The organism is Rathayibacter sp. AY1D5, from assembly GCF_002932515.1.
Taxonomy (GTDB): Bacteria; Actinomycetota; Actinomycetes; order Actinomycetales; family Microbacteriaceae; genus Rathayibacter.
Map to the genome: position 1 here is coordinate 49721 of NZ_PSVU01000019.1, position 14674 is coordinate 64394.

Here is a 14674-nt window from a genome sequence, read left to right on the forward strand (position 1 = left end):
GAGGCGCCTCGAGCGCCCGTCACGGGGTGAAGTCGAGCAGCACCTTGCTCGAGCGCGAGGCGTCGCGGGCGAGCTCGAAGGCCTCGAGCGCGCGCTCCAGCGGCACCACCTGCGTGACCACCGGCGCCACCGCGAGGCTCCCGTCGGCGAGCGCCGCCAGCACCTCGTCGATCTCGTCGACGAAGCGGAAGGAGCCGATCAGGCGCAGCTCCCGGGTGATCGCGAGCGAGATCAGGGCCGGCTGCTCGCCCGAGGGGAGGAGTCCCACCATCACGACGGTGCCGCCGCGGGCGGCGCCCCGGACGGCCGAGCCGAGGCCACGCGGGCTGCCCGAGGACTCGAAGACGGCGTCGGCGGCGACCTCGGCGATCGCGGCTGAGTCGGTCGCGCGGATCGTCCGGGTCGCGCCGACCGCGCGGGCGATCGCGAGCGGCTCCTCGGCCAGGTCGACGGCGACGATCTCGGCCGCCCCCGCCCGCTTCAGCACGGCGACGATCAGCGCCCCGATCGGGCCGCTGCCGATCACCAGCGCGCGCCGTCCCGCCACCTCCCCCGCGCGCGAGACCGCGTGCCAGGCGACGCTCGCCGGCTCCGCGAGCGCCGCCTCCCGGAGCCCGAGACCGGCGGGCAGCTCGCGGAGCATGCGCGTCGGCAGCACCGCGTGGCGGGCGAACGCGCCCTGGGTGTGCGGCATCCGCGCGGCGCTGCCCAGATAGGTGCCCTCGGTCGCGAGGTTGGGGCGCCCGTCGGGCCACTCGCCGCGCGCGGTCGCGGGGTGCACGGCGACGGCCGCGCCGACCGGGGGTCCCGAGCCGTCCGCCGCTGCCTCGACGACCGTGCCGACCACCTCGTGGCCGAGCGTCAGCGGCTCGCGGAGGATCGACTCGCCCGCGGCGCCGTGCGTCCAGTAGTGCAGATCGGAGCCGCAGATCCCGCCGTACGCGACGGCGACGAGGGCCTCGCGGGGACCGCGCGGCGCGAGCGGCGCCTCCTCGACGCGGAGGTCGCCGGCGGCGTGGACGACGACGCGGGTGGTGGAGGCGGGGACGAGCGCGGTCATGCGGGTTCCGTTCGTGGGTCGAGGGGTGGCTCAGACGACGACGGTCATGCCGCCGTCGATGAAGACGACCTGCCCGTTGACGTAGTCCGAGCCGTCGGAGGCGAGCCAGACGGCGGGGCCGATCAGGTCCTCGACGCGGCCCCAGCGCGCGGCGGGCGTGCGCCCGAGGATCCAGCTGTTGAACTCCTCGTCGTCGACGAGGCCCTGCGTCATCTCGGTGTGGATGTACCCCGGAGCGATCGCATTGACCTGGATGCCGTGCTGCGCCCACTCCGCCGTCATCGCGCGGGTGAGGTTGCGGATCCCGCCCTTCGAGGCGGTGTAGGGCGCGATCGTCGGCCGCGCGAGATCGGCCTGCACCGAGGCGACGTTGACGATCTTCCCGGCGCCGCGCGGGATCATCCGCTTCGCCGCCGCCCGGCCGACCACGAAGGCGCTGGTGAGGTTCGTGCGCAGCACCCGCTCCCAGTCGGCGACCTCGAGCTCGAGCAGGGGCACGCGGTGCTGGACGCCGGCGTTGTTGACCAGGATGCGCAGCGGGCCCACCGCCTCCTCGATCCAGGCGACGCCCGCCTCGGCGGCCGCGTCGTCGGTGACGTCGAAGGCGCGGGCGTGGATCCGCGGGCGGTCGTCGGTGCCGGGGAACCGCTCCGCGAGCTCGGCGCGGGCGGCCTCGAGGTGCTCGGGGTCGAGGCCGTTCAGGACGACGGTGGCGCCCGCCTCGGCGAGGCCGGTGGCGACGGCGCGGCCGATGCCGCGGCTGGATCCGGTGACGAGCGCCACGCGGTCGGTCAGGTCGAAGAGCACGGTTCCTCCAGAGGGTCGGAGCGGGTGTCAGGGCTGCGGAGGCGCCGCGCGCGGAGGGCCCGCGACGGTGCGGCTCGCGAGCGCGCCGATCCCGTCGAGGGCGATCAGCACCTCCTGGCCGGGCCCGACCTCGACGGCCGTGCCGGGCGAGCCGGTGAGGACGACGTCTCCCGGGTGGAGCGTGAGGTGGGAGGTGAGGTGCACCAGGATCTCGGCGGCGCGCCAGCCGAGGCGGTCGGTCGAGGAGACGGCCCGCACCTCCCCGTCGACGCTCACCGTGATGCCGACCGCGTCGACGTCGACTCCGGTCTCGATCCACGGTCCGAGCGGCGTCCAGCCGTCGCCGTTCTTGCCCTGGAGGAAGAGGCCGTCGGCGGCGATCATCCCCGGAGCGGTGACGTCGTTCGCGACCGTCGCTCCGAGCACGTGCGCGAGCGCGTCCTCGGGCGTGAGGTGCCGCGCGGTGCGGCCGATGACCAGGGCGAGCTCGCCCTCGACGACCACCGGGCCGATGCCCTCGTCGAGGACGATCGGATCGCCGGGCCCGGCCAGCGTGTGCGCGGTCTTGTGGAAGGCCTGCGGGGGCAGCAGCCGGTCGGCCGCGGAGCCGTTGTGCGCCATGCCGAGGATGACGCGGGGCTCCACCGGTGCCAGCAGCTGCGCGCCCTCGACGGGCCAGCGGCGGCCCGTCTCGACCGGCTCCGCGGCGAAGGCGTCCTCGATCTCGCGCCACTCCCCCGCGACCTGGAGGACGACGGCCGGTCCGTCCTCGGCCCGGATCCGCGCGAGGCGCATCAGCGGACGCCCCTCGGCTCGACGCCGGTGCGGCTGCTCGTGCTGCTCGTTCTGCTGGTCGCCACGGTGCCTCGCTCACTCCGGCCCGCAGAGGCGGGATGGGCCGAGCGTAACAGCCCAGTGAACGGCATTCAACAGAATGGACGGCGAGGCGTCAGGCGGGCGCTCCGGCGACGAGGGGCGGGCGGCCGAGCGCCGCGGCTGCCTCGCGGAGGGCCGCGACGACCTCCTCCTGATCGTCGCCGACCGGCCGGACCAGCGAGACGCCGACCGCGACCGAGAGATCGGAGCGGGTGGCGGCCGGGACCGCGACGGCGACGCCCAGGACGCTGGGGTGCAGCTCGCCGTCGTCGATCGCGTAGCCGCGCACGCGCGCCGCGGCGACCTTGCGGAGCAGCTCGCGGGTCGAGGACGTGGACCGGTCGGTGAAGACGACGATGTCTCGGTCGTCGGCGAAGCGCTCGGCGATCTCGCTGTCGTCGAGCTCGGCCAGAAGCGCCGTTCCGACGGCCGTGGCGGAGGCGGGGTAACGGTCGCCGACGCTCGCGGACAGCGCGAACCGCTCCCGCCCCTCGTGCACCGCCAGGTAGAGGACCCGCGTGCCGTCGAGCAGCGCGATCTGCACCAGCTGACGCGAGAGCACCGGCGACTCCTCGCAGAGCCGGTAGAACTCGCGCACCGGGTCGAAGCCGGCGAGGTAGTGGCTGCCGAGCTCGACGGTGCGCCGACCGAGGAGGAAGCCGGAGCCGACGCGGCGGATGAGCCGGCCCTCCTCGAGTGCGGCGCAGAGGTTCGAGGTCGACGACTTGGCGATCCCGAGCTCGCGGGCGATGTCCGTCAGCGTGCGCGGGCCGCCCGCGTCGGCCAGGAGGTCGAGGATCCGCATGGCGCGCGACACGGCGGGGGCGCCCGAGCCCCTGTCGGAGTCGACCGTCGTCGGGGGCGCATCGGGGCGGGCCATGGCGTCCTCTTCCGGGGGCGGGATCAGTAGAACTCCACCGTATCGACTCGGTTGATCAGGGGCTCCCCGTCGAGGAAGCGGGTGGTGTTGCGCGCGAAGAGCTCGGCGATCAGGCGGTCCTCCGCGACGTTCAGCGCCGCGGTGTGGGGGCTGATCAGGACGCTCGGGTGGCTCCAGAGCGGGCTGCTCTGCTCGAGCGGCTCCTCCGCCACCACGTCGAGCGCGGCGAAGCCGACGCGGCCGTCGTCGAGGGCGGCGAGCAGCGCCTCCTCGTCGACGACCGTCCCGCGGCCGACGCTGACGAACGAGGCGCCGGGGCGCAGTGCGGCGAAGAACTCTGAGCCGACCAGCTTCTCGGTGGCGGCGGTGCCGGGGAGCGTGACGACGACCCCGTCGATCCGGCCCGCCACCTCCGCGATCGCGTCGGGGGCGACGATCTCGTCGACGTGCTCCACCTCGGTCTCGTGGCGGCTCGTGCCGATCACGCGGGCGCCGAGCTGCTGGAGCTTGCGGGCCGTCGCGCGCCCGATCGTGCCGAGCCCCACGATCAGGACCGTCTGCTCCGAGATCAGCCCCATCGTCCACCGGCCGCCCCAGACGCGCTCGCGCTGGAGGGACTGGAGGCGCGGGAGGGACTTGGCGCCGGCCAGGAGTCCGAAGACCCCGAACTCGGCGAGCGGCTCGGAGTGGACTCCCGCCGAGGTGGAGAACGCGATGCGCTCGAGCTGCGCGTCGTCGAGCCCCGCGGCCCGCACCTGCGCGCCTCCGCCCGCGGGCATCGTCTGCACCCAGCGGAGGCGCGGATTCGCGGCCGCCGTGCGCGCGAGGGCGGCGGGGGTCTCGTCCGGCACGCCGTAGAGCACGTCGGCGGAGTCGACGAGCTCGTCGAAGGCGCGCTGCTGCTCCGGGGTGCGCCGGAAGGAGGGGTCTCCGCCGTGGTCGCCGGGGTGGCGCATCGGAGGGAGGAGGCTCTGGTCGGCGACGACGTCGAGGCGCGGCTCGAGCTCGACGATGCGGGCGATCAGCTCGGGGCTGAGCGGCGAGGCGATGACGACGCGGAGGCGATCGGTCACGGGTGTCCCTTCGCGGGACGGTGCGGGAGGCTCTCCCCCGGATCGGCCCGCGCCCACCCTACTTCACTCCTGTGAACCGTGTTCGATATGCTGGGCGCATGCCGGACACCACGACCGCCGCCCTCCCGCCCGCGCGCACCGGCTTCGTCGGGCTCGGGAGCATGGGCGCCCCGATGGCCCGGCGCCTCGTCGCCGCCGGCGTCCCGCTCGGGATCACCGCGCGCCCCGGCTCCGCCGACCGCGCCCGCCGCGCCGTCCCCGAGGCGCAGTGGCACGACTCCGCCCGCTCGCTCGCCGCCGCCTCGGACGTGCTGATCGTGATGGTGCCGGACCTGCCGCAGCTCGAGGAGGTGCTCGAGGGAGAAGAGGGAGTGCTCGCCGCGGGGGCGGACCTCGTGCTCGTCGTCTGCTCCAGCGTGTCCGCCACCGGCCTGCGCGAGCTGGCGGGACGCCACCCGCGGCTCCGCCTCGTCGACGCCCCCGTCAGCGGCGGCACCGAGGGCGCCGAGGCGGGGACCCTCTCGATCATGGCCGGCGGAGCGGAGGAGGACGTCGCCCGCGTGCTGCCCGTGCTGTCCGCCTGCGGGACCGCCGTCCGCCTCGGGCCGCTCGGCGCCGGCGAGGTGGCGAAGGCCTGCAACCAGCTCGTCGTCGCCGCGACCATGACCGCGATCGCGGAGGCCGCCGTCATCGCCGAGCGCTCCGGCCTCGACCTCGACACGCTGCTCGCCCTGCTGCAGGGCGGCTACGCGGACAGCCGCGTGCTCGAGACCAAGCGCGCCGCCCTGGTCGCCCGCGACTACACGCCGACCGGCGTCGCCTCCTTCATGGACAAGGATCTGCGGGCCGCGGCCGACGAGGCGGAGGCGACGGGCACCTCCGCTCCGCTGCTCGGCACGCTCCGCACCGTGTTCCGCGACCTGGTCGACGCCGGCCTCGGCGACGAGGACCTCGCGGTGGTGCACCGCTTCGTCGCCGAGCGCTGAGGCGGGGAGCGTTCGCGAGGAGGCCGGGCGGAGACGTCCCGCTGCGCGCCGAGACGCCGGCGAGGGGCGGTGTCTCGGCGGAGAGGCGCCCGCGCGAGAGCAGCCTCCGCGCGTCGGCGCAAGGGCCCCCGCTCCGGGCGTCCCCGACCTAGCGTCGGAGGAACGGCATCATCGAGCGAAGGAGCACGACATGGCATCAGGAGTCGCAACGGTCTGGGTCCCCGTCACGGACATGGAGCGGGCGGTCGCGTTCTACCGCGACACGCTCGGCCTCGAGGTCAAGGACACCTCGGACGACTGGTCGGAGCTGGACGCCGGCGGGCTGATGATCGGCCTGAACGCCCGCGAGTCGGCCACGGTCGCGGAGCAGGGCGGGGCGGTCATCTCGTTCCAGCCCGAGGGCTCGATCGAGGACGAGCTGGAGCGCCTCACGGCGCGGGGCGCGTCGATCGAGGGCGAGATCAGCGACCACGAGTGGGGCCGCATCCTCCCCTTCAAGGACTCGGAGGGCAACGACCTCCAGTTCTACTCGCCGCCGCAGGGCTGAGCGGAGGACCGCCGTCGAGGCGGCCGCGACGAGCGGCGGGCGGGCCGGAGCCGGAGGGCTGCGGTCCACCCGCCGCTGTGCGTCGCGCGGCCCGTCGGTCCTCGCGCAGGCGCGTCGCCCGGCCGGTCCGATCCTCGGATCGTCTCTCCGCCGCACGTGAGGCCCTCCTCCCAGCCCGCCTCCGCACCTGAGGTCCTAGGATCAGCTGTCCGCCGTATCTGCGGACTTCAGATCCGGAGGTCCCCGTGTATCGTCGCCTGCTCTCCCTCGTCCCGGCCGCTGCCGCGCTCCTCCTGCTCGCGGGCTGCTCCGCTCCGTCGACCCCCGCCGGCGACGCGGCCACCGGCGACGCGGCCACCGGCGGCGCGACGTCCTCGTCCGGCGGCTCCCTCACGGTCTTCGCCGCCGCCTCGCTGAAGGGCGCGTTCACCGAGCTCGCCACGGGGTTCGAGGCCGCCGAGCCCGGCGCGCAGGTCGAGCTCTCCTTCGCCGGCTCCTCCGACCTCGCGACGCAGATCGTCAACGGCGCCCCGGCCGACGTCTTCGCCTCCGCCGATGAGCGCACCATGTCCACCGTCGCCGAGGCCGGGCTCGTCGACGGGAACCCGGTCGACATCGCCACGAACACGCTCGAGATCGCCGTGCCTCCCGGCAACCCGGCGCAGGTCGCCTCGCTCGCCGACCTCGCCCGGCCCGGGACCGCCACCGTCGTCTGCGCGCCGCAGGTGCCGTGCGGAGCAGCGGCCGTCGCGGTCGAGCAGGCCGCCGGGGTCGACATCTCCCCCGTGAGCGAGGAGTCGTCGGTCACCGACGTGCTCGGCAAGGTGTCCTCGGGCGAGGCGGACGCCGGGCTCGTCTACGCGACCGACGTCCGCGGGGCCGCGGGCTCGGTCACCGGCATCCCCTTCGCCGAGGCCTCGCAGGCGGTGAACACGTACCCGATCGCGGCGCTGACCGGAGCGGGCGACCCGGCCACGGCGGCGGCCTTCGTCGCGTACGTCGCCTCCGACGCCGGGCGCGCGGTGCTCGCGGCGGCCGGGTTCGGAGCACCGTGAGAGGCGTCGCGGCGTCGGAGGAGGCCTGCAGGGCGGTCGGCAGGTCGGTCATAGGAGGGTCGTAGGACGGTCATCGGAGGCGCAGAGCCCTGGCCGCCAGGGTTGCTCGCGACGGACACCACGATCGACGAGGAGCACGACCATGACCCGCATCCCGGAGCCCCGCAGCACGCCCGACGGACCAGCCTACGAGGGCCGCCGGCTCGACCGCCCCGAGGAGGAGGTGGTCGACCAGGGCCTCCCGTTCGACGTGGGGACCCTCTTCTCGCGGCGCGGCGTGCTGACTCTGGTCGGCGCGGGGGCGGCGACCCTCGGGCTCGCGGCGTGCGCCACCGGAGGATCGGGATCCGCCGCGACCGCCACCGCGACTCCCACCGCGACCGCCACGGCCGGGGCCGGCACCGCGGTCGCCGGCGAGATCCCCGACGAGACGGCCGGCCCCTACCCGGGCGACGGCTCGAACGGGGTCGACGTCCTCGAGCGCTCCGGGATCGTCCGCAGCGACCTGCGCACCAGCATCGGCGGCGGCGCGACGGCCGACGGGGTCCCCCTGGCGCTCACTCTGACGATCCTCGACGCGGCGAGCGGGGGCGTGCCGTTCGCCGGAGCCGCCGTGTACGTCTGGCACTGCGACGCGCACGGGGACTACTCGATGTACTCCAGCGGCGTCGAGGACGAGACGTACCTCCGCGGCGTGCAGGTCGCCGACGCGTCGGGCGTCGTCTCCTTCGCCTCGATCGTCCCGGCCTGCTACTCCGGCCGCTGGCCGCACATCCACTTCGAGGTGTACCCGGGAGTGGACTCGATCACCGACGCGTCGAACGCGATCGCGACCTCGCAGGTCGCCCTGCAGGAGGAGGCGTGCACCGCTGTCTACGCCCTCGACGCGTACGCGGGCTCGGCCGCGAACCTCGCCCGGGTCGGCCTGGACACCGACTCCGTCTTCGGCGACGACGGCGGAGCCCTGCAGCTCGCGACGATGTCCGGCAGCCCGGCGTCCGGCTACTCCGCGGCACTCACGGCGAGCGTCGACACCCGCACCGCGCCGACCGCGGGCGCCGCGCCCCGCAGCCGCTGACCCCCGTCCTCCTCCGCGCAACGCCGCTCCGGTCCGCGACACGCCGACGGAGGCGTACCGGAGCGGCCTCTCGCGAGAGGGGAACGGGCGTCAGCGCAGGAGGCGGCGGGCGACGGCCACGGCGCCGAGGGCGGCGAGGACCCAGGGGCCGCCGACGAGCAGCGGGTCGAGGATCTGGTGGCGCACGTCGGTCCGGCCGCGGCGAGAGGCGATCGGGTGCGCGTGCACCTCGGCGAGCACGCCGGTCTCGGTGATCGGATCGTCCGGCCGTGTCGTGAGCAGCGAGCGGAGGTGCGCCCCGGTCGACTCCACCCGGTCACCCAGCACGAGCAGCAGCCAGTGCGCGTGGCGCCCCTCGCTGAACCGGTCGTAGGCGTAGCGGCGGATCGCGCCCGAGATCCCGTGGAGGGGCTGCGCCGTGCCGAAGACGGCGGGCAGCTCGAGGTGCTCGATGCTCTTCTCGCGACGGCCGTGCGTCCGCATCCTCTCCGGGCGCTCCCAGTGCGCGCCCGACACGAGGTCGCTGCGCTCGCGGGGGAAGGCGGGCCGGTCGGCGGGATCGAGGTCGGCGCCCCAGCCCGGGATGCGGGCGCGCAGCTCCTCGGCGGTCGGCACGCGGACGGGGCGGTCGGCGGTGTACGGCACGGGATCCTCCTACGGGACGACGACGGTCTTGATGCAGCCGTCGAGCTTGGACGAGAACAGGTGGTACCCCTCGGCGATGTGCTCGAGCGGGATGCGGTGCGTGATCAGGTCGCTGGGCGTGATGTGCCCGGCCCGGATGTGCTCGAACAGGCGCGGCCACTGCCGGGTGACGGGGGCCTGGTTCATCCGCAGCGTGAGGCCCTTGTTGACGGCGTCGCCGAACTTGACGGCGCTCGCGAGCGGACCGTAGGCGCCCATCACCGAGACGGTGCCGCCCTTGCGGACGCCGTCGATCGCCCAGTTGAGCGCGATCGGCGAGCCGCCCTGCAGCTTGAGCTTGGCGCCGGTGACGTGCTGGAGGAGGTTGCCGTCGGCCTCCGCGCCGACCGCGTCGATCACGACGTCGGCGCCGAGCCCGCCGGTGGTCTTCTTGAGGGTGACGACGAGGTCGTCCTCCTCGGTGTAGTCGATGGTCTCGGCGAAGGCGAAGTCGCGGGCCTTGGCGAGGCGGTAGTCGATCTGGTCGACGACGATGACGCGGCCGGCGCCCATCAGCCAGGCGGACCGCGCGGCGGCCAGGCCGACCGGTCCGGCTCCGAGCACCACGACCGTGTCGCCCTCGACGATGTCGCCGAGCTGCGCGCCGAAGTAGCCGGTCGAGAAGGCGTCGGTGAGCATCAGGGCGTCCTCGTGCGGCAGCCACTCGGGGATCTTCGTCGGACCCACGTCGGCGAACGGGACGCGCACGTACTCCGCCTGCCCGCCGTCGTAGCCGCCCGCCGAGTGCGAGTAGCCGTAGATGCCGCCGATCGCGGTGGCGTTCGGATTCACGTTGTGGCAGTTGGAGTAGAGGCCGCGGGAGCAGAACCAGCAGGAGCCGCAGTAGATGGTGAAGGGGACCATCACCGTGTCGCCGACGCTGAGGTTCTCCACCGACGAGCCGACCTCGTCGACCACGCCGATGAACTCGTGGCCGAAGGTGTGGCCGATCCGGGTGTCCGGGAGCAGCCCGTGGTAGAGGTGCAGATCGGATCCGTAGATCGCCGCCATCGTCACCCGGACGATCGCGTCGTTCGGGCGCTCGATCCTCGGCCGGTCCTTCTCCTCCACGCGGACCTTGTAGGGGCCCCGGTAGACCATCGCGCGCATGCCGCATCCTGTGTCGTCGTCCCTTCAGCGTGCGTCGTGCTCCCGCCGGTCCTCCAGGGGGTTGCGCGCGCGGCCCGGGATCCCCAGCGTCCGTCCCTCCGCGTTCCGCTCCTCCCTCTCCGCGAGATGCCACCCGGATGCGCGGCACGCCGCAGGAAGCGCACCGGAGCGGTATCTCGTGGAGAGGAGACGGGCACGGCACAGGCTCAGCCGCGGACGTAGGATCGACTCCATGCCGCAGATACGGATCAGGGACGCCGCCGCCGCGCTCGGCGTGAGCGACGACACGCTGCGGCGCTGGATCGAGAACGGGACGCTCGAGAGCGCGAAGGACGCGTCCGGGAGACGCGTCGTCGACGGCCTCGAGGTCGCCCGGCTCGCCCGCGCGAACGCCGTGCTGCCGGAGGATCCGTCCCCGGTCGCGCGCTCGGCCCGCAACCGCTTCGTCGGGATCGTCACCGGCATCGTGATGGACACCGTGATGGCGCAGGTCGAGCTGCAGTGCGGTCCGCACCGCGTGGTCTCGCTGATGAGCAGCGAGGCGGTCCGCGAGCTCGGGCTCGAGCCCGGGTCTCCCGCGGTGGCGGTGGTCAAGGCGACCACGGTCATCGTCGAGACGCCGCTCGCCCGCGGCTGATGCGCACCGGGTCCGGCCTGCCGCGCTGGGTCGTGGCCGTCGCCGCGCTCGGCGCCCTGCTGGTGCTGCTCCCGCTCGCCGCGATCCTCGCCCGCGTCGACTGGCCGCAGTTCCTGCCGCTGATCACCTCCGACTCCTCCGTCGCCGCGCTCCTGCTGAGCCTGCGCACCTCCGCCGTCGCGACCCTGCTGTGCCTGCTGCTCGGCACCCCGATGGCCCTCGTGCTCGCCCGCACGGCCTTCCCCGGCCAGCGCCTGCTCCGCTCGCTGGTGCTGCTGCCGCTGGTGCTGCCGCCGGTGGTCGGCGGGCTGGCGCTGCTCTTCACCTTCGGGCGGATGGGCCTCCTCGGCGGCGCGCTGCAGGCCCTCGGCGTCCGCATCGCGTTCTCGACCACCGCCGTCGTGATCGCGCAGACCTTCGTGGCCCTGCCGTTCCTGGTGCTGACGCTCGAGGGCGCGCTGCGCAGCGCCGGCGCGCGGTACGAGTCGGTCGCCGCGACGCTCGGCGCGTCCCCCGGGACGGTGCTCCGGCGGATCACGCTGCCGCTGATCCTGCCGGGCCTCGCCTCGGGCGCGATCCTCTCGTTCGCGCGGGCGCTCGGCGAGTTCGGGGCGACGCTGACCTTCGCCGGCAGCCTCGAGGGCACGACGCGCACCCTCCCGCTCGAGATCTACCTGCAGCGGGAGAGCGATCCGGACGCGGCGGTCGCCCTCGCGCTGGTGCTCGTGGTGGTCGCGGTGCTCGTGATCGGTCTCGCGCACGGCCGCTCCGCCCGGGGGGTGCCGCGGTGAGCCTGCGGCTGGAGGCGCGGCTCGCGGCGCGCGGGATCGACGTGCGGATCGACGTGGCCGAGGGCGAGACGATCGCGCTGCTCGGGCCCAACGGCGCGGGCAAGTCGACCGTGCTCGAGCTGATCGCCGGCCTCGTCCGCGCCGACTCCGGGCGGGCGACCGCCGGCGGCGACCTGCTCTTCGACGACCGCCGGTGGACTCCTCCGCACCGCCGCCCCGTCGCCCTGCTGGCGCAGGACCCGCTGCTGTTCCCGCACCTCAGCGTGCGCGAGAACGCGGCGTTCGGTCCGCGCAGCGCCGGCACCGGACGGGCGCGGTCCCGCGAGCGGGCCGAGCGCGAGCTGGCCGCCGCGGGCGTGGCCGAACTGGCCGACCGGCGCCCGGGGAGCCTCTCCGGCGGACAGGCGCAGCGGGTCGCCCTCGCCCGGGCCCTCGCGACCGACCCGCGCCTCCTGCTGCTCGACGAGCCGCTGGCCGCGGTCGACGCCCGGACCGCCCCGGTCCTCCGCCGGATGCTCCGCGAGGTGCTCGCCGACCGCTCGGCGATCGTGGTCACCCACGACGTGCTCGACGCCTGGACCCTCGCCGACCGGGTTCTGGTGCTGCACGGCGGCCGGGTGGTCGAGGAGGGGCCGACCGCCCGGGTCCTCACGCGCCCGCGCACCGCGTTCACCGCCGAGCTCGCCGGGCTCGAGCTGCTCGAGGGCGTCCGCACCGCGACGGGTCTGCGCACCGCCGGCGGGCACGAGCTGTCCGGAGTCGCGGCCGAGCCGGTCGCGGTCGGCGCCGCGGTGCTCGCCGCGGTCCGCCCCTCCGCCGTCTCCGTCGGAGAGGGAGGCCTCCGCGCCGTGATCACCGATGTGGAGCAGCGGGGAGACGCGGTGCGGGTGCGCAGCGCGCTCCTGACCGCCGACGTCCCGGCGGCCGACGCGGCGCGCCTCGACCTCGCGCCCGGCCGCGAGGCAGGCTTCACCGTCGCTCCGGAGCACCTGCTGGTCTACCCGGCGTGAGGGGCGCGCACGAGGAGACGGCTCGCCATCCGGCGTGAATCCGTCCCTCGGACCGCCCTGTGCTCGACGCGAGGGACGGCGGGAGCGCCCGTCCCGTTACTCCGCCCCGCCGCCGTCCGCGTCGGACAGCGGGAGCCGCGCCCTCAGCCGCGCCCCCGCCAGCACGGGCGAGTCCGAGAGCTCCAACGAGCCCCCGTAGACCGCGAGCTGCCGCTCCAGCCGCGCCAGCCCCGAGCGCGTCGACCCCTCGACGAGTCCGCGGCCGTCGTCGTCGAGGGTGAGCACCACGACGCCCGCCTCCTCGTCGCCGCGCACCCGCAGCGAGGAGGCGCCGCCGTGCTTCAGCGCGTTGGTGACCGCCTCCTCCAGGAACCGGACCAGGAGCATCCGCTGGTCGAGCGGCGGCTCGGCACCCTCGGCGGCGAGCGCCGGGATGCGGCCGAGGTCGAGGTCGACGGCGATCTCGGGAGGGAGGCGCGCGACGAGGTCGCGGACGGCGGGGACCAGGCCGTGGTCGATCTCGACCGGGTAGAGGGCGTGGCCGACCGCGCGCACCTCGTTCTCGCGGAGCCGGTCGAGCCGGGCGGCGATGGCGAGCAGCCGCTCCGAGGCCGCCTCGTCGGATGCGCTCGCGACCGCGTGCAGCTCGGCGGTCAGCACCACGAGTCCGTTCTGGAGGCCGCCGTGCAGGCTCTGCGCGACGTCGCGCCGCACCCGCAGCTCCTCCCGCTGCAGGGCCTGCACCGCCTCGAGCGCCTGCACGGAAGCGCGGGCATGCTCCCGCTCCTTCTCGCGCACGCGCCGTGCCGCGCGCACGAGCAGGTAGCCGTAGGCGGTGATCAGCGCGATCACCGTGGCTCCGACGACCAGCTCGACCGCGAGAGCGGGGAGTGCCGAGAGCGGGTAGACGCCGGTCAGCACCTGGAGGCAGCAGCGGACCAGGCCCATCCCCATGGCGATGACCGCCGTTCGAGCCACGCGGGCGCCGCCGGTCGAGCGCTCGGGACGCAGCACCGCGACCAGGGCGATCGCGAGCCCGATCGTCGCCACGTTGACCAGGACGCGCGTCGTCACGTCGAGCAGCGGCCCCGGATCGACGCCCCGCAGCGTCCGCGACAGCATCCCGAGCGCGAAGACGGCCTGGAGCGCGGCCAGCAGCGAGAGCACGCCGCCCAGGAGGGCCATCGCTCCGAGGACGATGCGGTTGTCCTCGCGCGCGTCGCGCGGGCCGGCGCTCATCCGGTGTGCTCGAGGAAGAGGAGCGTCGCGTCGACCCTCGGGTTGCGCTCGCCGTCCGAGCGGACGCCGAGGGCCGCGTAGACGGCGTTGACGTGGTTGTCGACCGAGCGGACCGCGATGCCGAGGCGCTCGCCGATCGCGGCGTTGGTCAGCCCCGATGCGAGGCCGGAGAGCACCTCGTACTGGCGCGGGCTCAGTGCGGCGACCGGGGCGTCGCGGCGGGCCGCGCGGGCGGCGACCAGCGCCGGGTCGAGCACGGTGCGGCCGTCCGCCGTCGCGCGGACGGAGGCGAGCAGCGCGGGGGCGGAGAGAGAGGAGGTCTTCGAGAGGTAGCTCCAGCCGCGGGCCTCGGCGCGGTCGAGGCGGAGGAAGCGGTGCATCGCGTCGACGGCCGAGAGCAGGACGATGCCCAGCCCGGGCGCGGTGGACCGCAGCCGGCGCCCGAGCTCGATGCCGTCCCCGTCGCCGAGCTCGATGTCGAGGATCGCCACGTCGAGCTCCGCGGGCCGCAGCACCGACCGCGCCTCCGTGGCGGATCCGGCCTCCACGACGCTCCGCACGCCCGGCGCCGCGCGCAGCAGCGACGACAGCATGTGCCGGTAGAGGGGCTGGTCGTCGACGACGGCCAGCCTGAGCTCCGGAACGCCCCCCGCGGATGTCATCCGCCCATCTTCACCCATGCTCCGGAGGTCCAGGCGTCCCTCGACCGGGGGTCGTCGCGCGGAGATCCGCGTCAGCGCGGGGGCGGCGGCGTGACGCCCGGCCTGCTGCTCGCGGTCGCTCTCGCGGGCGGAGTCGGAGCGGCCGCACGGCTCGTCGTCGACGGGGTCGCGCGGTCGCT

At 75.0% G+C, this 14674-nt stretch carries 16 protein-coding genes; 7 read left to right on the forward strand and 9 right to left on the reverse strand.

The window, feature by feature from the left end; translation table 11 throughout:
- Positions 1 to 19: 19 nt before the first annotated feature.
- From C5C82_RS07800 to C5C82_RS07820, 5 genes are all read right to left on the reverse strand, one after another.
- Positions 20 to 1060 (reverse strand): L-idonate 5-dehydrogenase, encoded by a 1041-nt coding sequence (locus C5C82_RS07800; RefSeq protein ID WP_104296008.1) that lies wholly within the window; start codon positions 1058 to 1060, stop codon positions 20 to 22.
- A 30-nt stretch (positions 1061 to 1090) separates the two neighbouring features.
- Positions 1091 to 1867: an SDR family oxidoreductase gene (locus tag C5C82_RS07805; RefSeq protein WP_104296007.1), complete on the reverse strand. Its 777-nt coding sequence runs from the start codon at positions 1865 to 1867 to the stop codon at positions 1091 to 1093.
- A 27-nt stretch (positions 1868 to 1894) separates the two neighbouring features.
- Positions 1895 to 2662 (reverse strand): fumarylacetoacetate hydrolase family protein, encoded by a 768-nt coding sequence (locus C5C82_RS07810; RefSeq protein ID WP_104296006.1) that lies wholly within the window; start codon positions 2660 to 2662, stop codon positions 1895 to 1897.
- A gap of 154 nt (positions 2663 to 2816) precedes the next feature.
- On the reverse strand, positions 2817 to 3623 hold the full coding sequence (locus C5C82_RS07815) for an IclR family transcriptional regulator (protein WP_104233523.1): 807 nt from the start codon (positions 3621 to 3623) through the stop codon (positions 2817 to 2819).
- Between the two features lie 23 nt (positions 3624 to 3646).
- Positions 3647 to 4696, reverse strand: coding sequence for a D-2-hydroxyacid dehydrogenase (locus C5C82_RS07820; RefSeq protein ID WP_258062944.1), 1050 nt, complete (start codon positions 4694 to 4696; stop codon positions 3647 to 3649).
- A 98-nt stretch (positions 4697 to 4794) separates the two neighbouring features.
- Between C5C82_RS07820 and C5C82_RS07825 the strand changes: the two genes are divergently transcribed.
- The 4 genes from C5C82_RS07825 (at position 4795) to C5C82_RS07840 (ending at position 8362) form a co-directional block, all read left to right on the forward strand.
- Positions 4795 to 5682, forward strand: coding sequence for an NAD(P)-dependent oxidoreductase (locus C5C82_RS07825; RefSeq protein ID WP_104296004.1), 888 nt, complete (start codon positions 4795 to 4797; stop codon positions 5680 to 5682).
- Positions 5683 to 5872: 190 nt separating this feature from the next.
- Positions 5873 to 6229, forward strand: coding sequence for a VOC family protein (locus C5C82_RS07830; RefSeq protein WP_104233520.1), 357 nt, complete (start codon positions 5873 to 5875; stop codon positions 6227 to 6229).
- Positions 6230 to 6474: 245 nt separating this feature from the next.
- A complete protein-coding gene (gene modA / locus C5C82_RS07835) occupies positions 6475 to 7284 on the forward strand; it encodes a molybdate ABC transporter substrate-binding protein (protein WP_258062943.1) in 810 nt (269 codons plus the stop codon).
- Between the two features lie 142 nt (positions 7285 to 7426).
- Positions 7427 to 8362 (forward strand): intradiol ring-cleavage dioxygenase, encoded by a 936-nt coding sequence (locus C5C82_RS07840; protein WP_104296003.1) that lies wholly within the window; start codon positions 7427 to 7429, stop codon positions 8360 to 8362.
- 90 nt (positions 8363 to 8452) lie between these two features.
- Here the strand turns inward: C5C82_RS07840 and C5C82_RS07845 are convergent, their stop codons facing one another.
- Together C5C82_RS07845 and C5C82_RS07850 are read right to left on the reverse strand one after the other, a co-directional pair.
- A complete protein-coding gene (locus tag C5C82_RS07845; protein WP_104226589.1) occupies positions 8453 to 9007 on the reverse strand; it encodes a hypothetical protein in 555 nt (184 codons plus the stop codon).
- Between the two features lie 9 nt (positions 9008 to 9016).
- On the reverse strand, positions 9017 to 10156 hold the full coding sequence (locus tag C5C82_RS07850; protein ID WP_104257867.1) for a zinc-dependent alcohol dehydrogenase: 1140 nt from the start codon (positions 10154 to 10156) through the stop codon (positions 9017 to 9019).
- A 232-nt stretch (positions 10157 to 10388) separates the two neighbouring features.
- Between C5C82_RS07850 and C5C82_RS07855 the strand changes: the two genes are divergently transcribed.
- Genes C5C82_RS07855 through C5C82_RS07865 form a run of 3 tightly spaced genes read left to right on the forward strand, consistent with a single transcriptional unit; the run spans position 10389 to position 12594 of the window.
- On the forward strand, positions 10389 to 10793 hold the full coding sequence (locus C5C82_RS07855; RefSeq protein WP_104222447.1) for a molybdopterin-binding protein: 405 nt from the start codon (positions 10389 to 10391) through the stop codon (positions 10791 to 10793).
- Complete coding sequence (locus tag C5C82_RS07860) at positions 10793 to 11584, forward strand: ABC transporter permease (protein ID WP_104257868.1); 792 nt, start codon at positions 10793 to 10795, stop codon at positions 11582 to 11584. Before C5C82_RS07855 ends, C5C82_RS07860 begins: the two co-directional genes overlap by 1 nt.
- A complete protein-coding gene (locus C5C82_RS07865; protein ID WP_104257869.1) occupies positions 11581 to 12594 on the forward strand; it encodes a sulfate/molybdate ABC transporter ATP-binding protein in 1014 nt (337 codons plus the stop codon). The genes C5C82_RS07860 and C5C82_RS07865 overlap by 4 nt, the downstream gene beginning before the upstream one ends.
- Positions 12595 to 12690: 96 nt before the next feature.
- On the opposite strand, the gene C5C82_RS07870 is transcribed toward C5C82_RS07865, so the two are convergent.
- Both C5C82_RS07870 and C5C82_RS07875 read right to left on the reverse strand, forming a co-directional pair.
- Complete coding sequence (locus C5C82_RS07870) at positions 12691 to 13833, reverse strand: sensor histidine kinase (protein WP_104296002.1); 1143 nt, start codon at positions 13831 to 13833, stop codon at positions 12691 to 12693.
- On the reverse strand, positions 13830 to 14674 hold an 845-nt coding region (locus tag C5C82_RS07875; RefSeq protein WP_258066027.1), incomplete at its 5' end, for a response regulator transcription factor. The genes C5C82_RS07875 and C5C82_RS07870, both read right to left, overlap by 4 nt.